The sequence below is a fragment of the Cytobacillus luteolus genome, assembly GCF_017873715.1.
Taxonomy (GTDB): Bacteria; Bacillota; Bacilli; order Bacillales; family Bacillaceae_L; genus Bacillus_BV; species Bacillus_BV luteola.
Window position 1 is genome coordinate 190,238 of record NZ_JAGGKM010000003.1, and the last position, 26,158, is coordinate 216,395.

The 26,158-nt window shown below is 36.5% G+C and carries 28 protein-coding genes; 24 read left to right on the top strand and 4 right to left on the bottom strand.

What is annotated here, in order from left to right; translation table 11 throughout:
- Positions 1 to 104 precede the first annotated feature (104 nt).
- The 6 genes from J2Z26_RS09390 (at position 105) to J2Z26_RS09415 (ending at position 4,483) form a co-directional block, all read left to right on the top strand.
- A complete protein-coding gene (locus J2Z26_RS09390; RefSeq protein ID WP_193539523.1) occupies positions 105 to 614 on the top strand; it encodes a Rieske (2Fe-2S) protein in 510 nt (169 codons plus the stop codon).
- 3 nt (positions 615 to 617) lie between these two features.
- On the top strand, positions 618 to 1,292 hold the full coding sequence (gene qcrB / locus J2Z26_RS09395) for a menaquinol-cytochrome c reductase cytochrome b subunit (RefSeq protein ID WP_193469179.1): 675 nt from the start codon (positions 618 to 620) through the stop codon (positions 1,290 to 1,292).
- A gap of 60 nt (positions 1,293 to 1,352) precedes the next feature.
- The gene (locus J2Z26_RS09400; RefSeq protein WP_193539521.1) at positions 1,353 to 2,135 is read left to right on the top strand and encodes a menaquinol-cytochrome c reductase cytochrome b/c subunit; all 783 of its coding nucleotides are present in this window, start codon (positions 1,353 to 1,355) and stop codon (positions 2,133 to 2,135) included.
- A 123-nt stretch (positions 2,136 to 2,258) separates the two neighbouring features.
- The gene (gene lhaT / locus J2Z26_RS09405) at positions 2,259 to 2,864 is read left to right on the top strand and encodes a lipoprotein heptaprenylglyceryl N-acetyltransferase LhaT (protein WP_193539520.1); all 606 of its coding nucleotides are present in this window, start codon (positions 2,259 to 2,261) and stop codon (positions 2,862 to 2,864) included.
- Between the two features lie 71 nt (positions 2,865 to 2,935).
- Positions 2,936 to 3,727, top strand: coding sequence for a sporulation protein YpjB (gene ypjB, locus J2Z26_RS09410; RefSeq protein ID WP_193539519.1), 792 nt, complete (start codon positions 2,936 to 2,938; stop codon positions 3,725 to 3,727).
- Positions 3,728 to 3,808: 81 nt separating this feature from the next.
- Complete coding sequence (locus J2Z26_RS09415) at positions 3,809 to 4,483, top strand: zinc metallopeptidase (protein ID WP_193539518.1); 675 nt, start codon at positions 3,809 to 3,811, stop codon at positions 4,481 to 4,483.
- Positions 4,484 to 4,540: 57 nt separating this feature from the next.
- Here J2Z26_RS09415 and J2Z26_RS09420 read toward each other — a convergent pair whose 3' ends face one another.
- On the bottom strand, positions 4,541 to 5,410 hold the full coding sequence (locus J2Z26_RS09420) for a YitT family protein (RefSeq protein WP_193539752.1): 870 nt from the start codon (positions 5,408 to 5,410) through the stop codon (positions 4,541 to 4,543).
- A gap of 714 nt (positions 5,411 to 6,124) precedes the next feature.
- Here J2Z26_RS09420 and J2Z26_RS09425 point away from each other — a divergent pair.
- The 18 genes from J2Z26_RS09425 to J2Z26_RS09510 all read left to right on the top strand — a co-directional run bounded on the left by J2Z26_RS09425 (position 6,125) and on the right by J2Z26_RS09510 (position 22,409).
- Positions 6,125 to 6,460: a nucleotide pyrophosphohydrolase gene (locus J2Z26_RS09425; protein ID WP_193539517.1), complete on the top strand. Its 336-nt coding sequence runs from the start codon at positions 6,125 to 6,127 to the stop codon at positions 6,458 to 6,460.
- Between the two features lie 22 nt (positions 6,461 to 6,482).
- Positions 6,483 to 7,283 (top strand): 4-hydroxy-tetrahydrodipicolinate reductase, encoded by an 801-nt coding sequence (gene dapB, locus J2Z26_RS09430; protein WP_193539516.1) that lies wholly within the window; start codon positions 6,483 to 6,485, stop codon positions 7,281 to 7,283.
- 11 nt (positions 7,284 to 7,294) lie between these two features.
- Positions 7,295 to 7,720 (top strand): methylglyoxal synthase, encoded by a 426-nt coding sequence (gene mgsA, locus J2Z26_RS09435; RefSeq protein ID WP_193539515.1) that lies wholly within the window; start codon positions 7,295 to 7,297, stop codon positions 7,718 to 7,720.
- Positions 7,713 to 8,423, top strand: a complete 711-nt coding sequence (bshB1, locus tag J2Z26_RS09440; RefSeq protein WP_193539514.1) for a bacillithiol biosynthesis deacetylase BshB1 — start codon at positions 7,713 to 7,715, stop codon at positions 8,421 to 8,423. Before mgsA ends, bshB1 begins: the two co-directional genes overlap by 8 nt.
- A gap of 3 nt (positions 8,424 to 8,426) precedes the next feature.
- The gene (gene bshA / locus J2Z26_RS09445; RefSeq protein WP_193539513.1) at positions 8,427 to 9,560 is read left to right on the top strand and encodes an N-acetyl-alpha-D-glucosaminyl L-malate synthase BshA; all 1,134 of its coding nucleotides are present in this window, start codon (positions 8,427 to 8,429) and stop codon (positions 9,558 to 9,560) included.
- A gap of 10 nt (positions 9,561 to 9,570) precedes the next feature.
- Positions 9,571 to 10,767, top strand: a complete 1,197-nt coding sequence (locus J2Z26_RS09450; protein ID WP_193539512.1) for a CCA tRNA nucleotidyltransferase — start codon at positions 9,571 to 9,573, stop codon at positions 10,765 to 10,767.
- On the top strand, positions 10,764 to 11,735 hold the full coding sequence (locus J2Z26_RS09455) for a biotin--[acetyl-CoA-carboxylase] ligase (RefSeq protein WP_193539511.1): 972 nt from the start codon (positions 10,764 to 10,766) through the stop codon (positions 11,733 to 11,735). The genes J2Z26_RS09450 and J2Z26_RS09455 overlap by 4 nt, the downstream gene beginning before the upstream one ends.
- A gap of 506 nt (positions 11,736 to 12,241) precedes the next feature.
- Positions 12,242 to 13,081 carry a 3-methyl-2-oxobutanoate hydroxymethyltransferase gene (gene panB, locus J2Z26_RS09460; RefSeq protein WP_193539510.1) on the top strand — a complete coding sequence of 280 codons (840 nt, stop codon included), beginning with the start codon at positions 12,242 to 12,244 and terminating at the stop codon, positions 13,079 to 13,081.
- Entirely contained in the window at positions 13,078 to 13,926 is an 849-nt protein-coding gene (gene panC, locus J2Z26_RS09465; RefSeq protein ID WP_193539509.1) for a pantoate--beta-alanine ligase, read from the top strand. The genes panB and panC overlap by 4 nt, the downstream gene beginning before the upstream one ends.
- A gap of 66 nt (positions 13,927 to 13,992) precedes the next feature.
- On the top strand, positions 13,993 to 14,376 hold the full coding sequence (gene panD / locus J2Z26_RS09470) for an aspartate 1-decarboxylase (RefSeq protein ID WP_193539508.1): 384 nt from the start codon (positions 13,993 to 13,995) through the stop codon (positions 14,374 to 14,376).
- Between the two features lie 139 nt (positions 14,377 to 14,515).
- Positions 14,516 to 17,329 carry an ATP-dependent DNA helicase DinG gene (gene dinG, locus J2Z26_RS09475; protein ID WP_193539507.1) on the top strand — a complete coding sequence of 938 codons (2,814 nt, stop codon included), beginning with the start codon at positions 14,516 to 14,518 and terminating at the stop codon, positions 17,327 to 17,329.
- 77 nt (positions 17,330 to 17,406) lie between these two features.
- Positions 17,407 to 18,255, top strand: a complete 849-nt coding sequence (locus J2Z26_RS09480) for a ComEC/Rec2 family competence protein (RefSeq protein ID WP_193539506.1) — start codon at positions 17,407 to 17,409, stop codon at positions 18,253 to 18,255.
- 213 nt (positions 18,256 to 18,468) lie between these two features.
- Positions 18,469 to 18,639: a YpmA family protein gene (locus tag J2Z26_RS09485; RefSeq protein WP_193539505.1), complete on the top strand. Its 171-nt coding sequence runs from the start codon at positions 18,469 to 18,471 to the stop codon at positions 18,637 to 18,639.
- A 9-nt stretch (positions 18,640 to 18,648) separates the two neighbouring features.
- On the top strand, positions 18,649 to 19,119 hold the full coding sequence (locus tag J2Z26_RS09490; RefSeq protein ID WP_193539504.1) for a cell wall elongation regulator TseB-like domain-containing protein: 471 nt from the start codon (positions 18,649 to 18,651) through the stop codon (positions 19,117 to 19,119).
- Positions 19,120 to 19,141: 22 nt separating this feature from the next.
- Positions 19,142 to 20,326, top strand: a complete 1,185-nt coding sequence (locus J2Z26_RS09495) for a pyridoxal phosphate-dependent aminotransferase (protein WP_193539503.1) — start codon at positions 19,142 to 19,144, stop codon at positions 20,324 to 20,326.
- 119 nt (positions 20,327 to 20,445) lie between these two features.
- Positions 20,446 to 21,156: a DnaD domain-containing protein gene (locus tag J2Z26_RS09500; protein ID WP_193539502.1), complete on the top strand. Its 711-nt coding sequence runs from the start codon at positions 20,446 to 20,448 to the stop codon at positions 21,154 to 21,156.
- Between the two features lie 52 nt (positions 21,157 to 21,208).
- Positions 21,209 to 21,859 carry an endonuclease III gene (gene nth, locus J2Z26_RS09505; RefSeq protein WP_193539501.1) on the top strand — a complete coding sequence of 217 codons (651 nt, stop codon included), beginning with the start codon at positions 21,209 to 21,211 and terminating at the stop codon, positions 21,857 to 21,859.
- A 4-nt stretch (positions 21,860 to 21,863) separates the two neighbouring features.
- Positions 21,864 to 22,409: a YpoC family protein gene (locus J2Z26_RS09510; protein ID WP_193539500.1), complete on the top strand. Its 546-nt coding sequence runs from the start codon at positions 21,864 to 21,866 to the stop codon at positions 22,407 to 22,409.
- A 41-nt stretch (positions 22,410 to 22,450) separates the two neighbouring features.
- On the opposite strand, the gene J2Z26_RS09515 is transcribed toward J2Z26_RS09510, so the two are convergent.
- From J2Z26_RS09515 to recU, 3 genes are all read right to left on the bottom strand, one after another.
- On the bottom strand, positions 22,451 to 22,609 hold the full coding sequence (locus J2Z26_RS09515) for a hypothetical protein (protein WP_193539499.1): 159 nt from the start codon (positions 22,607 to 22,609) through the stop codon (positions 22,451 to 22,453).
- A 271-nt stretch (positions 22,610 to 22,880) separates the two neighbouring features.
- Positions 22,881 to 25,397 (bottom strand): PBP1A family penicillin-binding protein, encoded by a 2,517-nt coding sequence (locus tag J2Z26_RS09520; protein ID WP_227413846.1) that lies wholly within the window; start codon positions 25,395 to 25,397, stop codon positions 22,881 to 22,883.
- Between the two features lie 90 nt (positions 25,398 to 25,487).
- Positions 25,488 to 26,090, bottom strand: a complete 603-nt coding sequence (gene recU, locus J2Z26_RS09525) for a Holliday junction resolvase RecU (RefSeq protein WP_193539498.1) — start codon at positions 26,088 to 26,090, stop codon at positions 25,488 to 25,490.
- Positions 26,091 to 26,158 lie beyond the last annotated feature (68 nt).

A 26,158-nucleotide genomic window follows, 5' to 3' on the forward strand; every position in this document is an offset into this window, starting at 1 on the left:
ATATTGACCTTAATTAAATATTGATATATCATGAGTATGTCCTAGTTTTATATGTGTTAATTAATGTCCGGATGGACTTAGCTTTGTATAGAGGGGGGAAAATTATGAGCGAGAAAAAACACCGTGTATCAAGACGTCAATTCCTTAACTATACCCTTACTGGTGTAGGTGGATTTATGGCTGCTGGAATGCTTATGCCGATGGTTCGTTTTGCAGTTGATCCAGTATTAAAGCCTTCTGCTGAGCAGGATTTAGTACAAGTTGTAAGTGTTGATGAAATCACAAGTGAACCACAACGCTTTGACTTCAAAATTGATCAAATTGATGCTTGGTATGAATCAGTAGAACCTAGATCAGCATGGGTGTACAAAGATGAAAGTGGTAAAATAATTGCACTTTCACCTGTCTGTAAACACTTAGGTTGTGTTGTTGACTGGAATACAGATCCAGCAAACGAAAATATGTTCTTCTGTCCGTGTCACTATGGTCTATATGAAAAAGATGGAACGAATGTACCAGGAACACCACCTATTGCTCCTTTAGACGTGTTTATACACGAAGTAAAGGATGGCTATTTATATTTAGGAAAAGCGAAACCACGAGGAGGGGCGTAATCGATGCTTAATAAGATTTATGACTGGGTTGATGAGCGTTTAGATATTACCCCTATGTGGCGTGATATTGCTGATCATGAAGTTCCAGAACACGTTAACCCTGCACATCATTTCTCAGCGTTCGTATATTGTTTTGGCGGATTAACATTCTTTGTTACCGTTATTCAAATTTTATCTGGAATGTTCCTAACAATGTATTATGTTCCAGATATTAAGAATGCTTGGGAATCTGTATACTATCTACAAAATGAAGTGGCGTTTGGTCAAATTGTCCGCGGAATGCATCACTGGGGAGCTAGCTTGGTAATCGTAATGATGTTCCTACATACTCTTCGTGTTTTCTTCCAAGGTGCTTACAAAAAGCCACGTGAATTAAACTGGGTAGTTGGGGTATTAATTTTCTTTGTTATGTTAGGATTAGGATTTACAGGTTATCTATTACCTTGGGATATGAAAGCTTTATTCGCAACAAAAGTAGGATTACAGATTGCTGAAGCTACTCCATTAATAGGTACACAAATTAAAACATTACTTGCTGGACATCCTGAGATTGTTGGTGCTCAAACACTGACGAGATTCTTTGCGATTCATGTATTCTTCTTACCTGCGGCCTTATTTGGTTTAATGGCGGCTCACTTTGTCATGATTCGTAAACAAGGTATCTCTGGCCCACTATAAGATTAATTAAACTAAAAGATAAATAAACTGATAAACCTTTGAAAAGGAGGGAGACCGAATATGCATCGTGGAAAAGGTATGAAATTTGTTGGGGATTCGCGTGTTCCTGCAACTCGTAAGCCTAACATTCCAAAAGATTATTCAGAGTATCCTGGGAAGACAGAAGCGTTCTGGCCTAACTTCTTACTAAAGGAATGGATGGTAGGTGCAGTTTTCTTAATTGGGTTCTTATGTTTAACAGTAGCCCATCCATCTCCGTTAGAGCGTGTAGCTGATCCTACAGATACAGCTTATATACCGCTACCTGACTGGTATTTCTTGTTCTTATACCAATTACTTAAATACACTTATGCTGCTGGTCCTTATACAGTTGTAGGTGCACTTGTAATGCCTGGTTTAGCATTTGGTGCGCTACTATTAGCACCATTTCTTGACCGTAGCCCTGAGCGTAGGCCTTCAAAGAGACCAATTGCAACAGGTTTAATGCTACTAGGAGTTGCTGCAACAATCTTTTTAACTTGGGAATCTGTTGCACAGCATGACTGGGAAGCAGCTGCTGAACAAGGAAAACTTGTTGAAGAAGTAGAATTTGATGCAGAAGCAGAAGGCTACAAAGTTCTTCAAGCAAATACTTGTTTAACCTGTCATGGTGAAAACCTAACAGGTAATGGAGCGCTTGCTCCACCTCTAGTTAACTTACAGTTAACTAAAGAGGAAATCATGAACATTGCTGTGAATGGTACAGAAAGCGGAAAAATGCCTGCTGGTCTATATACTGGAACTGATGAGGAGCTTGAAAAGCTTGCAGACTTCCTAGTAGAATTAGGTTCAGGTGCTGAATAATACAAGATAAAGAAGCTGACAATTGTCAGCTTTTTTATTTTGTTCAATGTTCTACATTCTTGACATCCGGGGGAAGTTTTAGTAAACCTTAAATAGTTACTAGATGAAGATTGGAGACTCTTTATGAAATCAATAATCTATTTGTTAGGTCAAAGATGGGTATTGTTAACACTTCTTATTATTAATATCGCTGGTACTATTTATGGCTATATTTGGTATGAAAGTCAATTAGCAATTACTCCTTCAAAATTTTTAGTGTTTGTACCAGATAGTCCAACTGCAAGTTTGTTTTTTGTCTTTGTATTAATTGCCTTTTTATTAAAGAAAAATTGGCCTTTAATTGAAGCCCTGGCTATTATTACCTTGTTTAAATATGGTATTTGGGCCGTTGTTATGAATTTGCTGGTGTTGGCAGTTTCTGGTGAACTAGGAATTGCTGGTTATATGTTAGTATTCTCTCATTTTGGAATGGCAGTTCAGGGCTTGTTATATGCACCATATTATCGGATTAAGCCAATCCATCTTATAATAGCTGCTGTTTGGACATTACATAATGATGTGATTGATTATGTGTTTTTTATGATGCCACAGTATAGAGTGTTAAACGACTTCATGCCGCAAATTGGCTATTTTACATTTTGGCTAAGTATTACTGCACTATTTCTTACTTATTTCTTTTGCATCCGTAAGAATAGATTACAATTGAATTTGCCGCATAATTTTAAGTGATTATTTAATTTTTTGGTCTACTCTTGTCCACCTTCTCATACATTTTATTAGAAGTTTGAGGAGGGACAAGTATGAAGTTTAGAATCTTATCTGTACTTTTTATTTTTATTTTACTACTACCCAATTTGACTAATGCTGAATCCACAGATAACTGGGCGAAGTTAGATGAATTATCTGGGCAAGCTCTATTAATGGTAAAACAAGAACGATATGAGGAAGCGAAGCAGCTATTACAACAGTTTTCAAATGACTTTTTACTCAATTTTCGAAATGGAACTTTTTCAATGGATGAATTACGAGTAATTACAGTCACTCATAATAGTGCATTAGAAGCTGTTACCTCCACTTCAAATAATTATGATGAAAGATTAACAAAAGTTACTCAATTTAGACTTGTAGTTGATGCGATAAGCTCTGAGCATCAACCTTTATGGACTGAGATGGAAGACTCGATTATGACTACTTTTAGCGTCATGAAACAGCATGTTCTTGAAGATGGGAACAGTCAGTCTTATCAGCATCAATTGAATATTTTCTTGAAAAAGTTTGATATAATACATCCAAGTATTCAAGTGGATTTACCTTCAAGCCAAATTCAGAAAATGGATTCTCATATTCATTTTTTAGATAGTTATCGAAACGAAGGATTAAAAAAATCGACTAGAATTCAACAAATGGAACAAATGGAACTGGATCTTAAGGAATTATTTGATAAGATGACAGAGGATGAAGCTGACCCTTCTCTAATTTGGGTTATGATTTCAACAGGAAGTGTAATCATTCTTACATTATCTTACGTAGGTTGGAGAAAATACAAAGGGGATAAGCAAAAAAAGCTACCAAAAAGGGACACTGAAGAGTAATGTCTTTAAATTGACATTATTCTTTGTCTTTAATAAGATTAAATATAAATAAAGACAGTAAAAGAATAGGGGCTATGTAAAATGTTCTTAATTTATTTTGCAATTATCATTATTGTACCTCTGTGGGCCCAGATGAAAGTTAAGAGTACATATAAGAAGTACTCACAGGTACCATCTTCTTCTGGAATGACAGGAGCTCAAGTAGCAAGAAAAATATTAGATGATAATGGTTTATATAATGTAGCAGTTGAAGAAACACCAGGTTTTCTTTCTGACCATTATGACCCACGTAGTAAAGTAGTTCGTCTATCTTCGGGGAATTTTCATGGTGATTCGATCGCAGGAGCGGCGGTTGCTGCTCACGAGGTAGGTCATGCAATGCAGGATCAAGAGGAATATGCTTTTTTACGATTTAGACATGCATTAGTTCCAGTAGCTAGCTTTGGTTCAAACATTTCGTGGATATTAATCATAGTTGGAATGTTGGCTGGGCTAGCCGATTTATTGTTATTTGGAATTATTTTTATGGCTGCCGCAGTCTTATTTCAAGTTGTAACACTTCCAGTAGAGTTCAATGCTTCTAGCCGTGCAATGGAGCAAATTGTTTCGGCAGGGGTTATTAGAAACGATGAAGAGCGTGAAACGAGAAAGGTGTTAAATGCTGCTGCGATGACCTATGTGGCCGCTGCTGCAGTAGCTGTTCTTGAGTTACTGAGACTAGTTTTACTTTATACTGGAATGACCCGAGAAGAATAAGCCCAGGTTAATAAATATTGAGGGTATCCCATAGTAATTAGTGGGATACCCTCTTTTTCATCGTTCAATTGGTTTTTTATTTTCATCGAGTGTAAAGCCTTCTCCAAGCACATCACGTACATCACTTACTGCGACAAAAGCATGCGGGTCTATCGAATTAATTACATTCTTTAGACGGACAATTTCATTCCTACCTACTACACAATATAAGATATCACGTTCTTGCTTTGAAAACGAGCCTTGGCCTTTTAATACCGTTACTCCACGTTCCATTTCGCTCATGATTCTAGCTGCGATTTCTTCGTTTTTGTCTGATATAATAGTGGCCCCTTTAGCGGAATAAGCTCCTTCTTGCATGAAGTCAATTACTCTTGCTCCCACAAAAACAGCAACAAGTGTATACATTGCCTCGCGATAAGTTAAGTATGTGATTAGGGATAAAGTTATGACACATGCATCAAAAAGAAACATTGTCTTTCCCATACTCCAGCCCACATATTTATGTACAAGCCTTGCGATGATATCTACTCCACCAGTCGTTCCGCCATATCTAAAAATGATACCTAATCCTACACCAATAAAAATCCCTGCAAATAGAGCAGCTAAGGTAAGGTCATCATGAAGCGGCATCTGAATTTGATATCTTTGAAATATCCAAAGGAAAACGGATAGACCGACTGTACCTAAAATCGTATAGAGAAAAGAGGTCCTTCCTAGTAACTTCCACCCAATAAAGAAAAGAGGAATGTTCAGCACAAGGTTACTTATTGCAGGGTCAAAATTCCAAACGAAATAAAGGAGTAGTGTAATCCCTGTAAAACCGCCTTCTGCTAAATTGTTCTGCATGTTAAAATGAACAAGACCAAAGGCAAAAATAATGGTTCCTAAAATAATAAAGATTATATTTTTAAATTTTAGACCTAACAGATTAATCACCCCTAAAAACAAATGATAACTTTATTATTATAGTCAACCTAACTAAAACTAGCAATTCATGTTAAAAAATTATGACTTAAGAGATATTCTTTATATTTAGTCTTGTTAGTGCAATCAACTAGCCCGAATCCTTGGCTCATTCGGACACGATTCGCAGGCAAGTGATCAAACGAGTCCGAATCCCATGCAGATTCGGCCAGGTTGGTAAGTAGCAAGGGAAAACTCGTCCGAATCCCATGCAGATTCGGCCAGGTTGAGTAGTAGCAAGGGAAAACGAGTCCGAATCCCATGCAGATTCGGCCAGGTTGAGTAGTAACAAGGGGAAACTCGTCTGAATCCCATGCAGATTCAGCCAGGTTGAGTAGTAGCAAGGGGAAACTCGTCCGAATCCCATGCAGATTCGGCCAGGTTGAGTAGTAGCAAGGGAAAACTCGTCCGGATCCCATGCAGATTCGGCCAGGTTGAGTAGTAACAAGGGGAAACTCGTCTGAATCCCATGCAGATTCAGCCAGGTTGAGTAGTATCAAGGGAAAACTCGTCCGAATCCCATGAAGATTCAGCCAGGTTGAGTAGTAGCGAGGGGAAACGAGTTCGAATGCAGTGTTAATTCAGACAGGACGGCTAGCCCCAGCATTTCAAAATATTTGTCAAATTGTTGCGATTTAGCTAACATAGAGTAAGAATATGTAAGGTAGGGTGAAAAAGATGTCTACTAAGTTAACAATGAAGGAAATGCAAGATGAAGTTGATGCTTATATTAGTCAATTTAAAGAAGGCTACTTTAGTCCTCTGGCTCTATTAGCGAGAATGACTGAGGAGTTAGGTGAACTGGCTCGGGAAGTAAACCACTACTACGGTGAAAAACCAAAAAAATCAACTGAAAAGGAACGTACAATTGAGGAAGAGATGGGAGATGTTTTGTTTGTCCTCATTTGCTTTGCGAACTCATTAAATATAGATCTTGAAGAAGCTCACAAAATTGTCATGAATAAGTTTAAAACAAGAGATAAAGATCGCTGGACTAAAAAGGATACAGAGTAAAATATAATAGGAGTGTACATATATGAGTGAAATTAAAATAGTTGTCGCAGGACCAAGAGGTAGGATGGGAAGAGAAGCTTTGCAATTAGTAAAAAACACTGAACATTTCACACTAGTTGGTGCTATTGATCATAAGTACGGTGGAAAAAAGGTATCGGAAATTGAAGGGCTACCTAATCTTGATGCACCTATTTATACAGATATTGAAGCTTGTTTTAGTGAATTACAACCGGATGTGTTAATCGATTTAACAACACCTGAAGTTGGGAGAGTACATACTGAGATTGCACTACAATATGGTGTAAGACCTGTAGTTGGAACTACCGGTTTTTCAAAAGAGGATTTAGAAACTCTTTCAAAACTAGCTGAGGAAAAAGGGATTGGGGCAATTATCGCACCTAATTTTGCAATTGGGGCAATACTTATGATGAAATTTAGCCAAATGGCTGCAAAATACTTCCAAGATATTGAAATTATCGAACTTCACCATGACAAAAAGCTAGATGCACCTTCTGGAACTGCTGCTAAGACTGCAGAACTAATTTCAACTGTAAGAGAGTCAAAGAAGCAAGGACACCCCGAGGAAAAAGAAATAATGCAAGGCGCTCGAGGTGCTACATACGATGGTATTCATATTCATAGTGTCCGCTTACCAGGATTAATAGCACATCAAGAGGTTCTTTTTGGAGGTAATGGCCAAATGCTTTCGATTCGTCATGACTCTTTCAATCGTGAATCTTTCATGTCAGGAGTAAAGCTAGCAGTTGAAACAATTATGAAGATTGATTTATTAGTTTACGGCCTAGAGAATATAATTGAGTAGGGGGATTTCGTTTGAATATTGCACTTATTGCCCATGATAACAAAAAGCCAGCTTTAATTGAGTTTGTAACAGCATATAAAGATATTTTAGGCCAAGAGCAAAATCAATTATTTGCTACGGGAACAACCGGTTTAATACTAACTGAAGCAACTGGTTTGAAAATACACCGTTTCCAATCTGGTCCTCTTGGGGGGGACCAAGAAATAGGAGCATTAATTGCTAAAAACCAAATGGATATTGTTATCTTTTTCCGTGACCCCCTTACTGCTCAGCCACATGAGCCTGATGTAACGGCTCTAGTAAGACTATGTGACGTCTATTCTATCCCTTTAGCAACCAATATGGGTACCGCGGAAATACTCATACACGGGTTAGAGCGAGGAGATTTAAGCTGGCGGAAAGTAGTAAAGGAAACAGCTGGTGTGAAGGATGAGTAATATTAGTTTAGATATCCTAGCATTCGGTGCTCACCCTGATGATGTTGAAATTGGAATGGGTGGGACACTTGCTAAGTATGCAAGAGAAGGTAAACGGGTGGGGATATGTGATTTAACGCTTGCTGAACTGTCTTCTAACGGTAATGTTGATACACGTTCTCATGAAGCTGACAAAGCCTCTAAACTACTTGGTTTGGAAGTCAGAGAAAATTTGCATTTACCTGACCGTGGACTGGTAATAACTGAAACTTACATAAAGAAGATAGTAACCATTATAAGAAAGTTTAAACCGAAGTTGATCTTTACTCCTTATTATGAAGATCGCCATCCTGACCATGGGAACTGTTCAAGGCTAATAGAAGAAGCAGCGTTTTCAGCAGGTATTCGTAAATATGTTGATAACGAGGGATTGGGGCCTCATAAAGCTGAATCAATTTATTTCTATATGATAAATGGTTTTCATAGACCAAGCTTTGTAGTAGATATTTCGGAAGTGATGGACATTAAGCTACAATCTCTTCGTACATATGAAAGTCAATTTTCAAAACAAAGTAATACGATTGATACGCCACTGGTTAATGGCTATATAGAAACTGTAGAAGCTAGAGAAAGATTATTTGGAAAAGAGGTTGGCGTAGAATATGCAGAAGGTTTCATTACAAAGAAACCATTACTTCTTTCCAAGGATCTAATAGGAGAATAGAGGATGAAACTTAAAATAGGGATTACTTGTTATCCTTCCGTAGGTGGATCAGGTGTAATTGCAACAGAACTAGGTAAGCTTTTAGCTGAAAAGGGACACGAAATACATTTTATTACTTCTAGTTTGCCCTTTCGATTGAATAAGGTCTACTGCAATATATATTATCACGAAGTTGAGGTTAATCATTATTCTGTGTTTAAATACCCTCCTTATGATCTAGCACTGGCTAGTAAAATGGCAGAGGTGGCTAAACGTGAAAAACTTGATTTACTGCATGTACATTATGCAATTCCACATGCAGTATGTGCTTATCTAGCAAAACAGATGGTCGGGGAAGATTTGAAAATAGTCACCACGCTTCATGGTACTGATATAACAGTTCTTGGTTATGATCCTTCACTTACGAATTTATTAAAATTCGGTATAGAGAAATCTGATGTGGTAACAGCTGTTTCTAATTCACTTGTTGCTCAAACAAATGACCTTATTGAACCTAACAAGGAAATAGAGACCATTTATAATTTTATTGATGAAAGAATCTACTGTAAAAAAAATACCCTTCATTTAAAAGAGGAATATGGAATTAAACAAGAAGAAAAGGTAATCATTCATGTTTCAAATTTCCGTCAAGTGAAGCGTGTTCCAGATGTAATTAAAGCCTTTCAATTAATCCAAGAAAAAGTTCCTTCTAAACTGCTCTTAGTAGGTGATGGGCCGGAGCTTACTGTTGTCTGTCGTTTAGTAGAGCAACTGGGCTTAACTGACAAAGTACTATTCTTGGGAAAACAAGAAAGTGTTGAGGACTTATATTCTATTAGTGATTTAAAACTATTATTATCAGAAAAAGAAAGCTTTGGATTGGTGTTACTTGAGGCTATGGCATGTGGAGTTCCTTGTATAGGCACGAGTATTGGAGGCATACCAGAGGTTATATCAAATAACGAGAACGGATATTTGTGTGAACTAGGGGATACTACAGCAGTTGCTTCTAAAGCCATTTCTTTATTAAGTGATCCCAAATTGCATACCTTGATGTCAACAAATGCAAGGAATACTGTTATAGAAAAGTTTAATTCATCCAAGATTGTAAATGAATATGAAAAATTATATTTTAAAATTGTAGGACAAAACAAGTAAGGGGCTATATATGGAAGAACCTTTTGTAAAGCCGTTAGCAATCGTCAAAACCTTATTGGCAAACGGGCATGAGGCTTATTTTGTTGGTGGTTCTGTACGTGACTTATTACTCCACCGAGATATTGGTGACATTGATATCGCTACGTCAGCACTTCCTAGTGAAGTTCAGAAGCTATTTAGTAAAACAATCGATGTAGGTGCTGTTCATGGAACAATTATTGTTGTTTATGACGGCACCCCTTTTGAGGTTACCACATTTAGAAGTGAAGACAACTACAAGGATTTTAGAAGGCCAGATCAGGTAAACTTTATCCTTTCATTAGAAGAAGATTTAAAACGTCGTGATTTTACTATGAATGCAATTGCGATGTCTGTGGAAGGCAAGTTTATTGACCCCTTCAATGGTAAGGAAGCAATAGAGCGTAAGTTAATTCAAACGGTGGGTAATCCATATGAACGTTTTAAAGAAGACGCCCTTAGAATGTTTAGGGCAGTACGGTTCGTAAGTCAACTAGGTTTTGTAATAGTTGAGGAAACAAAAGCTGCTATTAAGGAATATTCTTATCTGCTTGAACATGTTTCAGTTGAAAGAATAACGGTTGAGTTTGAAAAACTTATGTTCGGAAGATATACAGAACAAGCCCTTGAACTATTAACACAAACGGATATATATAAGTGCTTACCGGGGTTACAAGATAAACGGGACAAGCTTACTAAGTCAGGGAGCTATCACTGGAATTCTTTAAAGGAAAAATCCGAATATTGGACATTGCTACTGTCTGTCTTAGAGGTAAGAGATAGCGCCACCTTTCTAAAAAAGTGGAAACTGCCAAACAAACTAATTAATCAGGTCAATTATAATCTTAACGGTATTGAAAAGGTTAAAGACCATGGTTGGTCTACTTTACTTCTATACGGGTTAGGAATTGAAAGTTCGGTTCAGATACAAAGAATAATCTCTATCTTATCAAAAGAAGACCCAGAGACTAAAATTAAAGAGATAGAAGAAATTTATGAGAATCTGCCTATAAAACAAAGAAGTGAATTAGCAATTAACGGGCAGGACCTTTTAGTATGGTCAAATAAGACACCTGGTCCTTGGATTGCAAAAGTCATTGAAGAAGTTGAAGAAGAAGTCTTGTTAGGGAAAGTTGAAAATGACAAAGAAGGTATAAAGGAGTGGCTTTTGCATTGCAATCTACTATGAGAAAACAATTATTAGAAATTTTCTCCGAAGCAAATGGAGGTTTTGTCTCTGGCCAGAAGATAAGCGAGGAATTAGGCTGCTCCAGGACAGCCATTTGGAAGCATATTGAGGATTTGCGAAAAGAAGGATATGAACTGGAAGCTGTTCGGAAACTAGGTTATCGAATTGTACAGAAGCCTGATAAAATTAGTGGCAATGAAATACAATTAGGACTAAAGACGAAGACACTAGGGCGACATGTTCACTTTGAAGAATCGGTAACCTCTACTCAAAAGATTGCTCACCGTCTTGCTTACGAAGGGACACCAGAGGGAACAATAGTAGTTGCTGAAGAACAACAAGCCGGGAGAGGCAGACTAGACAGGTTGTGGTTTTCACCAAAATACACAGGAGTATGGATGAGTATTATTTTAAGACCTTCTATCCCACCGTCCCAAACCCCTCAGCTAACTCTATTGGCAGCAGTTGCTGTCGTACAAGGAATTCAAGAAGTAACAGGGTTAGAGCCAGATATAAAATGGCCAAATGATATCCTAATCGGTGGGAAGAAAGTAGTAGGGATATTAACAGAGTTACAAGCAGAAGCAGATCGAGTGAACTCAGTCATCATTGGAATCGGAATAAATGTCAACCAGACAATAGAACAGTTCCCTGAAGAACTAACATCAATAGCTACTTCTCTTTCTATTCAACAAGGAGATAAAATCGATAGAGCATTACTTATTCAAAGTATTTTAGCAAAGCTTGAAGACCTATATCACAATTACCTAACAAATGGCTTTAAAGTCGTAAAACTTCTTTGGGAAAGCTATGCAATAAGTATAGGTAAACAAATTATCGCAAGAACCCTAAACGGTTCAATCGAAGGCCGTGCAATCGGCATCACCGACGACGGCGTCCTACGCCTCGAAGGAATGGATGGTACAATCCATCTAATCCACTCTGCTGATATTGAAATAAAACAGTAAATTTTATTAGAGAAGGTTTTTTCTTTATAAAGTGTGCATTCTCCGAACATAACAGAGTGAATTGGAGCGGAAGGCACTTGACTCCTGCGGGAGTTGAGGGAAGTTCGAGACCCCACAGGTGCGAAGCGCCGAGGAGGCTCGAATCCCTCCCCGCGGAAAGCTAGTGTCTGTAGCGCAAAGAAACGGACTAGGTTCAAATTAAAAACAACGAATATAGTTTTAAAAATAAATCAAAATTATAGCAAAATTTCAACACTTATTGTTATAATTCAATTGAGATGGGTAGTATCCAAGGAACTACACCATAAAAGTAATGCAAATGCCTTACAGTTAGTTAACTTAACATTGTCTGCCTTGATCCAAGTGTTGGACTGGGACAGAGGGATGAAACTCAGCCGAATCATTTAGTGTGATCCTTCTTTCTCGTTGAAAGAGGGCTATTTTTATTGATTTCACACAAAAACGGTTTTTCATTTCCTCTAACTTCAAAAAGAGGAGGAAGAAAAATGAAACAAACAACAGATTTTCTAAAAATGAAACAAAGTAATGAGCCCATCACGATGCTTACTGCATACGATTACCCATCTGCTAAACATGCAGAGCAAGCTGGCGTAGACATGATTCTCGTCGGCGATTCATTAGGCATGGTTGTTCTAGGGTATGACTCTACCATCCCAGTAACTGTTGATGACATGATTCATCATACAAAAGCAGTTAAAAGAGGTGCTAAAGATACTTTTATCGTAACTGATATGCCATTTATGTCTTATCATGTCTCAATAGCTGAAACAATGAAAAATGCAGCTAGAATTGTACAAGAATCTGGGGCTCATGCGTTAAAAATAGAAGGTGCAAAGGATGTCCTAACCGTCATTCGCTTATTAACAGATGCCGGTATCCCGGTAGTTGCTCATCTTGGGCTTACACCGCAATCGGTAGGCGTCTTAGGTGGATATAAAGTTCAAGGGAAAGATGCTGAAAGTGCTAGGCAATTACTAGCTGACGCAAAGAAGTGTGAAGAAGCAGGTGCAATTGCACTTGTATTGGAATGTGTACCAAAGCAATTAGCAGCGGAAGTTACGTCTGCACTTTCGATTCCGACAATCGGAATTGGGGCTGGAGATAAGACAGATGGTCAAGTTCTTGTATACCATGACGTCATTTCCTACGGAGTTGAACGTGTTCCTAAGTTTGTTAAGCAATTTACAGACATTAATCAAGATATAAAAAATGGATTAACAAACTATGTGAACGAAGTTAAGACAAAGCAATTTCCTGAAGAAAAGCATATGTTTACAATGAAAGAAGATCAGCTAGAAGCATTATACGGAGGAAAAGGCAAATGATTGTAGTAGAAGCGATCAAAGAAATTCAAGAGAAAGTCTCTGAATTTCGACTTCAAGGAAAATCCATTGGATTTGTACCTACAATGGGTTATCTTCATGAGGGGCATTTATCCTTAATGGAACAAGCTCGAAAAGAAAACGACATTGTTGTACTTAGTATTTTTGTAAATCCACTTCAGTTTGGTCCTAATGAGGACTTTGATAGCTACCCTCGAAACATTGATCGAGATGAAGATTTAGCTAGGAACGCAGGAGTTGATTTATTATTTTATCCAACTACGAGCGAAATGTATCCACATAAAAAATTATCTGTGTCTGTTAAAGTTAATGAACGCGTAGACGTTTTATGTGGTAAACAACGAAGTGGTCATTTTGATGGAGTCGCTACCGTTGTTACAAAGCTTTTTAATATCGTTCTACCCCACAAAGTCTATTTTGGAATGAAGGATGCCCAGCAAGTTGCTGTTATAGATGGACTTATTCAAGACCTAAATATACCAGTTGAATTAGTTCCGTTGGAGACTATACGTGAAGAGGATGGGTTAGCAAAAAGCTCTCGAAATGTATACCTAACCAAAAAAGAGCGCAAAGAGGCAGCTAAGTTGTATGAAGGGTTGAATCTTGCAAAAGAAGCAGTAAGAAATGGAGTATCTGACCCTGAGATAGTGAAAAAGATAGTGGTGGAACATATCACTAATGAAACTTCGGGAAAAATAGATTATGTGGAATTATACTCATATCCAGAGTTGGAGACAATATCAGTAATTTCTGGAAAGGTAATAATTGCACTAGCTGTGAAGTTTACAAAAGCTCGACTTATTGATAATATTACATTTGTTGTGTAAGTTAAAAGTGAAAAATTATAGAAGTCAATATATAGAAAAAACGGTTAGGGTAGAGGGGGAAATGTCGTGTTTAGAACAATGATGAATGCTAAGATTCATAGAGCACGAGTGACTGAAGCTAATTTAGATTATGTTGGAAGTATTACAATAGATGAAGATATTCTTGACGCTGTTGGTATGGTTGGAAATGAAAAGGTTCAAATTGTAAATAATAATAATGGATCACGCTTTGAAACATATATTATACCAGGTCCAAGAGGTACTGGTGTATTCTGTTTAAATGGTGCTGCTGCTAGACTTGTTCAAACAGGTGATGTGATTATTGTTATTTCTTACGTATTCGTTTCAGAAGAACAAGTACAATCACATGTTCCGAAGGTTGCCATCATGGATGAAAACAATCAAATTAAAGAATTAATTGGCCAAGAGCCAGCTTCTACTGTATTATAGTATAAACATAACCCCCATTATGGGGGTTTTTTCTTTAGTATAGGAAGTATATTTTCTATAATTGAAAAGACTACTATATGAGTACTAATTGTGGGTGACAGAACACTATAATACCCACCTGATGCTGAGGTGTTTTTTTATGAATCAACGATACGTAGTTGTTGATCTAGAGACAACAGGAAACTCTCCTAAAAAAGGAGATAAAATCATACAGTTTGCGGCAGTAGTAATAGAGGATGGAGAGATTGTAGAACGTTTTGCAAGTTTTATAAATCCCGGCAGAGAGATTCCTCCTTTTATAGAGCAATTTACAGGCATATCAAATCAGGTTGTACATAATGCTCCAAGCTTTCAATTAATTGCACCTGAAATTGAGTCACTATTAGAAGGGGCTTACTTTGTAGCTCATAACGTTCCATTTGACTTAACCTTTCTTCAGGAGGAGCTTATAAATAGCGGTTGCAAACCTTTTGAGGGTCCGACGCTAGATACAGTTGAATTGGCTAGAATCGTTATACCTTCAACTGATAGCTATAAACTTGGGCAACTTGCTGAAAATTTCTCGTTAGCTCATGATAACCCTCATCAAGCTGATAGTGACGCAGAAGTAACTGCAGAAATACTATTGAAAATATTATTGAAACTAAGAGAGTTACCTCTTGTAACTTGTACTAGGTTGCTACAATATGCAACTTACTTAAAAAGTGATTTACATAAAATACTATCGCAAATTATTGAGGAAAAGGAAACTATGCCCCATAGAGATTCTGAAAGTTATGATGTGTATCGGGGCATTGCTTTAAAGAAAAAAGACAAAATTATCCATGACAGATCAATCAGTGATGTTAATTATGATTCCATAAAAAAGGATCTATTTAGTAATGAAGGACATCTCTCAAATCATATTCAGCAGTATGAAGAAAGAGAAGGTCAATTAAAAATGATGGACACTATAATGCAGGCTTTTCTGGAGCAAAAACATTCGATTGTTGAAGCTGGAACTGGAATTGGAAAGTCTTTTGCATATTTATTACCAGCAATTCTATTTGCGAAGCAGACTGGACGCACCATTATCATTAGTACTAAAACGATTCAACTACAACAACAATTAATTGATCATGAAATCCCAATCCTTTCAAACACTATACCATTACCATTTCAGGCTACCGTACTAAAAGGACGAGGTCACTATCTCTGTTTAAGGAGATTTGAACAGGTATTATATGAGCAAGAATCAAACTACGATATGATATTAGCAAAGGCTCAGATACTTGTTTGGTTAACAGAGACGGAAACTGGGGACGTAGATGAATTGAATTTGCCTTCAGGTGGGAAGCTTTTATGGAACCGAATAAAAAGTGAAAAAAATAGTAATTTAGGAAAAGAATGCCCCTGGAGATCTCGCTGTTTTTATAGAAGAGCAAAGAGGCAAGCTCAACAATCCGAAATCATTATTACAAATCACTCTCTTCTGTTTGCTGATTTACTATCAGAAGGAGATATCTTACCTGGTTATGAAGAAGTAATCATTGATGAGGCACATCATTTAGAAACAGTCGCAAGCAGCCATTTAGGTATTAAATTAGATTATCTAGATGTTACAAATTTACTCTCAAGACTTGGTTTTAGTGATTCAAAAGATTTAGTAGGAAATGTGATAAAAATTTTTCGAGGGATAGGCCTTGACACAGATCATACTTTTCCATTAATTGAATCATTGAATAAAGAAATCAAACAGCAATTGGATGATCTATTTACTGAAATTAGAACCTTTGCACTAGAGCATCACAAACAAGTCCAAACATCTATAAATCGAGTAAATATTCCCTTAGATGAATCGGTTCAGAATGATCAATCCTGGGGGAGAATTGTTGAAACAATGTTGCATTTATCGACGAATATAGATTCTTTATATACGGTAGTCAATAACCAATATGACTCGTTTAAATCATTACAAAAGTTAGTGACACCCATGCAAAAAGGAACAATCTATGACTATTTTTCTGTTGTCGAATCAATTAAATCAATTAATGAAAAACTAACATTATTATTGTTAGGCAAACAAAGTAATATGGTTTCATGGGTTGAGGCAGATACAAAAGGCGCTAAAAATGCTGCTTATTTATTTAGTCAGCCAATAAATATATCTGAAGAACTAAAAGCTACATTCTTTTCCAGAAAGAAATCAATTATTTTAACCTCGGCTACATTATCAATTAAAGGTTCATTTGAGTTTATGATAGAACGATTAGGATTATCGGATTACAAGCCTTTTGCAGTTACCATCCCATCTCCTTTTAATTATAAAGAGCAGGCGGCTGTACTTATTCCGAATGACCTACCTGAAATTAATGAAGTAACAGAAGATGAATACGTGCACGCTATTTCTATTCACATTGCTGAAATTGCCTTGAAAACAAACGGTAGAATGTTAATTTTATTTACTTCCTATGACATGCTTAAGAAAACACATTCCACATTAAAAGAACTAGCTTTCTTAGAGGATTTTGTCATAATTGGCCAAGGAGTTAGTAGTGGAAGTCGAACAAAGCTTACAAAGAATTTCCAGGCTTTTGAAAAGTCTATTCTATTGGGAACAAATAGTTTTTGGGAAGGTGTTGACATCCCAGGAGAGGATTTAACAGCACTTGTTATTGTAAGGCTTCCATTCAGCCCACCTACTGATCCAATGTATGCTACGCATGCAAAGCGTATAAAAGAGAGTGGAGGTAACCCTTTCAAAGAATTGGCATTACCTGAGGCAATATTGCGCTTCAAGCAAGGATTTGGTCGATTGGTACGTTCTAAGCAAGACCATGGAGTTGTGTTCATATTTGATCGAAGAATTACTTCAACCTCGTATGGAAACCAATTTATTAAGGCACTTCCTGAGGTGTCAGTTATTGAAAATTCACTAACTAATTTGTTAGAAACAATTGATAAATGGATATGATGGTAAGGTAACCGGGTAATAGGATAATTTTTAGTCAATAACACAGGCTAAATCTAGCGACTATTGGAGGGATAACTGTGAGGATTTTGGTGTTATTGGTCCTATTTCAGTCTTTGTTTCTTTCTGCTTTTTCAGGCTCTGAAATACCTACAGAAATTGAAAAGGTTGATCTTAAGCTTTCTAATAAGGAACTTGCAATCACTTTTTTAAATTTATCAAGTGGTGAGGCCACTCTTATTCAACATGGTAACGGAGAAAATGTGCTCATTAACGCTGGAGGACCAGAAACCCAAGATGAATTAGAAAGGCTCTTAAAGATGTACAATGTGTCACTAGTTAAATCAATTATTATTACAAAGGAAGATCAGCAATACCAATCAAATCTAGAATGGTTAACGAAAAGATATCCAACTAGCAAAGTAGTAATTGGCGAGCAGTTTGCCATACCTGCCTTTTTATCGAAAGAAAGAATTATTAAGTTGAAAAAGGATGATTCTCACCCTATTGTCCCTTTACTAAAGGCTAAGGTGGTACATGAGGGTTTAAGTTCAGATGGGCTCCAAAGCTATGATCTGTTTTTTGAATTGGGAAGACACTACCTGCTATATATGTCAACCGGGAATATTAATGCTGAGATGTCTTTACTTACAAATGAGGAATTATCAAAGGTTAACATTATTAAAATTCCAAACTTTGCACAAAATGACGGATCTTCCCAAGAGTTTATTGAACATATTGATCCTCAGGTAGCTATTATTTTTACTAAAAAAAATCTAAACCCAAGCCCTGATGTTATGGAAAGATTGAAGGAAACTTGGATCGATACTTATATGACTAAACAATTTGGTAATATAACAATAAAAGCAAATCAGAATGAATATGAGGTAATTACCATTTCAATTGAAAGTTCCCAAGAAGTTAAGTAAAACAAAAAAAGACTGCCACGAGAAGTGGCAGTTTTATTAACGGTGTGGGTTAGGAGATATTTTTTAACTAAAATTATTATCGTAAAGGTTATCACCTGTTATAATGGTAAAGGATACAACTTCGTAATGTTGTTGTAGTTATATTGTTACCGAAGACTTGAAAGCATATGAGTAACAAAATTTGTGATTAGTACCTTTAGGAGGACATGAATAATGGAAAGTAAAATTGAAGTACTCTCAACCGTAAAAGTCCAGAACTCTCCAGACCTTTATAAAATTGTGGACAGCCTAAATAGAACGCTTAAAACGAAAGATTTGATGTTCGGACTTGCGCTAGATATGAAAGATCAGAATACAGCTATTTTTACAATTTATCGTACATGATGTGATCAGATGAAAAAATGGATTTTTCTTTCTATATTGATTTTAGTTATCGGATTTTGGCAAGCCATTAGTGTTTACATTACAGCAATGGAGCCAAAACGTGAAATAGAGCAACAAGCAATTGAAATTGCTAGAGCACAAGCCAACATACATACCATTTATGAAGTTACTACATATTATGGATCAGAGTCGTATCAGGTAGTTCAGGGGATCTCTGACGAAAATGTACCTTTGATCGTTTGGATTGCTGAGAATTCAGACGAGATTGTTATTAAAAGACAAGATGAGGGTTTACGTAAAGAAGATGTAGTCAATCGCTTAGTGAGCGAAAGGAATCCACAAGAGATTCGTTCAGTAAGGCTTGGGATGGAGAAAAATATTCCACTTTGGGAAGTTATTTATCTTAACGAAAATAACCGATTAACTTATTACTATAGTGATTTTGAAACTGGAGATTTACTGAAAAGGACTACTCCATAAATATAAACAGGGGGAACGATAAATGAAATTAGCTAAAAGAGTATCGACGCTTACTCCTTCTTCTACACTAGAGATTACAGCAAAAGCAAAAGAATTAAAAGAAGCGGGGCATGATGTAATTGGACTTGGAGCAGGTGAACCTGATTTCAATACACCACAACATATTATTCAAGCTGCATCAGATGCAATGAACAAAGGCTTTACTAAATATACACCAACAGGTGGTTTACCAGCACTTAAAAAATCCATTATTGATAAATTTAAAAAAGATCAAAATATAACCTATAATCCAAACGAAATTATTGTGTGTTCAGGCGCAAAACATGCTCTTTATACTTTATTTCAGGTTATTCTTGATGAGGATGATGAAGTCATCATACCAACTCCATATTGGGTTAGTTATCCTGAACAGGTGAAACTAGCTGGCGGTAAGCCTGTTTACGTGGACGGCGTTGAAGAAAACGAATTTAAAATTACCCCAGAACAGTTAAAAGGGGCAATTACTGAGCGTACTAAGGCAGTCATTATAAACTCTCCAAGTAACCCAACTGGGATGATTTACTCAAAAGAAGAGCTTGAAGAAATTGGCAGAGTATGTCTTGAAAACAACATATTAATTGTGTCAGATGAAATTTACGAAAAACTAACGTATAACCGTAAACACTATTCCATCGCGGAGCTTTCACCAGAATTAAAGGAAGCTACAATTGTCATTAATGGAGTTTCAAAATCACATTCTATGACCGGTTGGCGTATCGGGTATGCAGCAGGTAACAAAGAAATAATTAATGCTATGACCAATTTGGCTAGTCATAGTACGTCAAATCCAACGTCAATTGCTCAATATGGTACGATTGCGGCCTATAATGGTTCACAAGAACCTGTAGAAGAAATGAGAAAGGCTTTTGAAGAGCGATTAGATATCATTCATACAAAGTTGATTCAGATTCCTGGTTTTACTTGTATTAAGCCACAAGGTGCATTTTATCTCTTTGCAAACGCAAAAGAAGCATCATTAGCAGCAGGCTATGAAAGTGTAGACCAATTTGTTGCTGCACTACTTGAAGAAGAGAAAGTGGCTCTAATACCCGGCTCTGGTTTTGGTGCCCCTGATTATGTTCGTTTATCATATGCAACGTCATTAGAATTACTGGAAAAAGCAATTGAACGTATTTATCAATTCATGAATAGAAAAATGCACAATTAATAAATTGAGCAAAAACCCTCAGAATTGAGGGTTTTTATTTTACCAAAATTTCAACTCCAATTATTTCATTCTTATCTCGTCCCAGCAGTTCATGTTATACTAGAAAAGAGGTGTATTGAATGAACTATGATAACTTTATTGACTGGTTTCAACAAGGAAGTGTAGCAATACCTAAATTACTACTACAAAATTATAAAAATTTAAACTTAAATGAAGAAGAGTTTATGGTCGTTTTACAGGTTTTAAATTTTATTGAAAGTGGAAACACCTTTCCTACTCCAACCGAACTCTCTAGCAATATGACCCTTTCTACGACAAGGTGTACAGAAATATTAAGACACCTTCTACAAAAAGGCTATCTAGCGATTGAAGAAGACTACCATGAAAAATCCATTATTGTTGAAAAGTATTCTTTAAAACCTCTTTGGGTTAAACTTTTTCACTACTTAATGTCAGAGACTATAGAACAGGAAAAAACAGTGGTTCAAAGAGAGGAACAAAGTCTTTATACAATTTTTGAACAAGAGTTTGGACGACCATTATCTCCGTTTGAGTGTGAGTCGTTATCTATGTGGATTGACCAAGATCATCATGATCCTATTATAATAAAAGCTGCTCTAAGAGAAGCAGTTATGTCAGGTAAATTGAATTTCCGTTATATCGATCGAATTTTATTTGAATGGAAAAAGAACGGTATACAAACAATTGAACAAGCGCAAGCACATTCCAAAAAATTTCGTCAACATAGCCAAAAGCAAAAACAAGTAGACCAGAATACTACGAAGGAATACGAAAGAACAATTCCATTTTACAATTGGCTTGAAAGCTAAGAGAGAATTTCTTTCTTAAGCTTTTTTAAATTCATACGATAGGAGAAACGATATGTTAACAAAAGCACAAATAAGGCATTGTTTAGATACTATGGGAGAAATGTTTCCAGACGCTCATTGTGAGTTAAACCATAGTAACCCTTTCGAATTAGTGATTGCTGTTGCTTTATCTGCGCAATGTACAGATGGACTTGTAAACAAAGTAACTAAGTCTCTTTTTGAAAAATATAAAAAACCGGAAGATTATTTAGCGGTATCTTTAGAGGAATTACAACAAGATATACGTTCAATTGGCTTATATAGAAACAAGGCAAAAAATATTCGGAAATTATGCGAAATGCTTATTTACGAATATGGTGGTGTTTTACCTCAGGATCGCGATGAATTAACGAAGTTTCCCGGTGTAGGGAGAAAAACGGCCAATGTAGTTGTATCAGTGGCTTTTGGTATTCCTGCCATCGCAGTGGACACACATGTAGAGAGAGTTAGCAAACGATTAGCCATTTGTAGATGGAAGGATTCCGTGCTTGAAGTAGAAAAAACATTAATGAAAAAAGTACCTCGTGATGAATGGGGAGTAACACATCATCGTTTGATCTTTTTTGGAAGATATCATTGTAAAGCTCAATCTCCTCAATGCGAGGTGTGTCCTTTACTAGATGTATGTCGTGAAGGTAAAAAACGAATGAAGGATAAGGTTTGAAAATATGAGTGATACCGTTGAATTATTGCTGCCTGAATCTTTTTTACATCCGTTATTTTATCAAAATACAACAACAATCCAATTTAACAAACAAGTAAGCTATGAAGAAGGACTGGAAAAGGATTATTTTTTATTTGATATTGCTGCTACTGTTTTAACTCAGAACGAGTTCAATGCACCTTGGATAAATAAAAAAGACGCAGTAACTACTGTACTAAAAAAATGGAAGTTACAAAAAGAAATAATTGGGGAGTTTTTCAAAAAAAGGGATCGTGCTTCAGCTAAAGTACCAATGATACGTTCACTATCTTATTTAATTTGTTGCTTGAATTGGGTAAATGAGAAACCTGTATGTTCTCTCAAAAATATCAATTCGATGATTGTTTGTTTAAAGTATAAGCCGATTAATGTAGCAGAGAGACTATCCTTTATTACTGACAATCCAAATCATTACCATTCATATATTCAACTTTCACAACTATTCGAGGAGTTCGAAAAGCAATTTTATAAAATTGAAAGTTTAAAAAAAGCATCCCCCAATCCACAATAATAAAAAATACCCACACCAACCAATAGGAGTGGGTATCTCATTCAATTTTGCGAAGCATATTTCAATTGCTTTCGTTTCACCTCTGGATTCAACTTCTCACTAAGCTTCTCAAAAGGATATACAAACAAAGCGTAACCTCCAAATGCAACTGTTACCGACAACAAAACTGTTACCTCTAACGTTTTTTCAATAACTTTCATTTTTTTCACCCCTTTGTACGTTTTTATACCTTCATTAATCATAATGAAATACATACTTGTACCACAAACAGGGTAAGAGGGCATATTATTGCTTCTGTAAGCGGGAGACTTGCTAAAGGGCAGTTCAACAACCCTATTTATATAAATCCTCTAGATTATGCCCGTATCCTCTGTATACCTCAAAAAATGCTAATATTCACTAAAATGGTGCATTTTCTAAGGGAAATAAAAAAGGAGCTAGGATTTTTATAATTCCTGCTCCTTTTTACTATTAATCTTCGTCGTTTGGATTACCTGGAGGCTCAACGATATCAGGTGGTTTTATTCCGGTTCCGTCACCATTACCGTCACCATCACCGCTTCCATCCCCATCTCCAGGGTCTTCACCCTCATCATCCGGGAAGAGGTCTATTTCATCCTCTATTACAGCGGGGATTTCTGTCTCGATAGTTGCTGGTTCACTTCTGTTTTCTGGATTCGCATCACTTACAGCAATGATTTGATATCTGTATTTTGCCTCTGGAATTGGATTTGGAATAATTAAGGTTAGTTCTTTTTGTGTTGTAAGAACAGTATATGGCCCTTCGTCAATTGATTCACTAATTTCAAAGGAAATACCTTCAAGCTCATTCTCAAGATATGACCATGTTAATGTTAATTCATTTTTCTCCTGGTCATAATTAATAGTTGGCTCCAATGGAGGAGTTAGTTCCTTAAATTTATCAGAAACCTCTGTTGGTTCTGTCCCTTTTATAAAGTACTCTGACACAACCATATCCTCTGGTGTAAATTCACTAGCTAGTTTGGCAGGGTTTGATCCATTTTCAACAGCTACTTTTACAACACTATTTGGTATAGGGTAATCCTGTGTATCCTTGCCTTCAGAGATAGTGGTAATAATGTTTTTAAATAATTTTTTTGCAATTTGTTGTTCATCCTTTGTTCTCATCCATTCCTTGTTATCGCGATATCCGGTCCAAATTGCTGCTGTGTAATTTGGCGTGTAACCTACAAACCAAATATCTGGAACTGCGCCACTCGGTATGTCATATTTCTTTCTTGTTTCACTGTCAAAGTTGGTGGTACCAGTTTTTCCTGCTATATGAAGGCCTGGAACATTGTAGCCTGATGCAGTACCACCAGGAAGCATTACAGACTTTAACATATCAGTCACCATGAAGGCAGTTGAATCTTTCATTACAGGATTTGGTTCAGGCATCAAATCAACTTCAGTTTCATCGGGATAAATAATTTTCTTTATTGCATATGGTTTAATATAGACGCCTTTATTTCCAAATGCACTGTATGCACCAGCCATTTGTAGGGGAGATACTCCTTCTGAAATACCTCCAATAGAGTAGGATTCATATACATGATCTTCAAAAGGCATTCCTAAATTAACGGCAAAATCTTGAGCTTGTTTTAGCCCAACTGCCTGCATAGCTTTAAGAGCAGGAATGTTTCTAGATTTAGCTAGTGCTGTACGAATAGACATCTGACCTAAATGTTTATTGTCATAGTTTTTAATAGGTGTACGATTTGGATCAGAATACGTATACGGTTCATCATCAATTTGATGATAAGTAGACCATTTCAGATACTCAATTGCTGGACCATAATCGATAATAGGCTTTATTGTGGAACCAGGCTGATTTAGCGGGTCTATCGCAAAATTGATTCTTGATGTTTCTGTTTGATTTCTCCCACCACCAAGAGCTCTTATTTCACCTGTACGTGTGTCTAATAAAGCAATTCCTGCTTGAAATTCATCATTTGGATAGGATATTGCATCATTATCAGCTAATAATTGATCAATATGTGCTTGTGCATTAGGATCAAAGGTAGTGTAAATTTCTAACCCAGCAGAATACACATCGATGTCACCAAGCTCTTTAATCTCAATCTTAACTTGATCTAAAAATGTATCAATTGGCTTAGAAACAGGTTTAGAGTCAACAATTGAATCTTGCACTGGAATAGCCTTCGCAGCCTTTGCTTCATCTGCTGAAATGTATCCATGCTGTTCCATCAGGGATAAAACGATATTTCTTCTTTTTTCAGCTGCCTCGGGATAATTAAACGGATTATAATTATTTGGACTTTGTGGAATTCCTGCTAGCATGGCAGCCTCGTGCAATTCGAGTTCAGTTAATTCCTTTCCAAAGTAGGTTTCAGCAGCTTTAGCTACCCCATGAGTGCTTCCACCAAATAAAATCTTGTTCAGGTATATCTCAAGAATCTCTTCCTTTGAAAATTTACTTTCTAGTTGATATGCCAACCAAGCTTCTTGTGCTTTCCTCGTTAACGTTTTCTCTGGTGTAAGAAAATAGTTCTTCACAACCTGTTGTGTAATAGTACTTGCTCCTTGGGAGCCAAACCCGTCTGTTACGTTTGCAATAACAGCACCTACAAATCGAATAATATCAATTCCGTGATGTTTATAAAATCGGACGTCCTCAGTTGCAATAAATGCATTTCTAACTAATTCTGGAATTTCATTGTATGAAACGTGGGTCCTTTTTTCTATACCTAGTTCAGCAATTAGCTCACCATTCATATCATAAACCTTAGATGATAAAGGATCTTTTAATAGTGATTCATCAAGCGGTGGGGCATCCTTTGCAAGTACAAAGAAAGTCGTTGCCCCTCCAATCATACCAATAATTCCAATGACCAACATCGTTAGAAATGCCTTCCGCATAATGCCTTTCATATTTTTTTCAGGCTTCTTCTTATTGTTAGAACTTACACGTTTTCTTTGTTCACGTGTTTTATATTTCTCTGACATAGCATTCACTGCTCCTCAAAAAGGTAATAATAGGTGTAGTCGCTATTTATAAAATCCCTTATAATATGACGAATTAAAAATAATAAAGTTTCATTGATAGTATAACTTATCAATAACCTTTACATAGTCGATTCTAGGTGCCATCCCTATAGAAATAATATGACCTAATGCCTCAATTTCATTTTTAGCGATTGATTTTCGGCCACCTTGGAGTTGTCTCTCCCAAAACTGCAAAAGATGGACTGCTTCTAATAAGTAGATTTCATCCACTGCTGCAAAACGTAAAATGACAAAACAAATTCCTTGTTGCTCTACGACAGCTCTCATGTGATCAATTTGATGCTGATGAAAGTTTTGTAATGGCAATGCCGTTTTATTCCTAGTTTCTTTAGCTTCGAAATCAATATAACGACCTTTATAAATTCCGTTATAGTCAGTGGTAGAAGCTTGTTTAAAGTAAGCCTCTTTTATTACTGCTGCACTTCTTTTTGGAAAATCAACATTTACAATTTGAATAGGTGTAGGTTTTTTATGTATTACCGCTATTTGCTTTTCTAGGTAATATTTATTCGATTCATTTAAGTCCTCTTCAAGTGTCATCCCACGGTTGCTATAAACTTGTTGTTTAAGATGAGGTGTGGTGCTGATTTTCTTAGGCTGGTACAGCTTACCATTCGGATAGCGAAAAGTCATATATTATACCTCCCCCTAAAAAACCTATACTCTATCATATCAGAAAATGAGAGAAAATAGTTGTATTA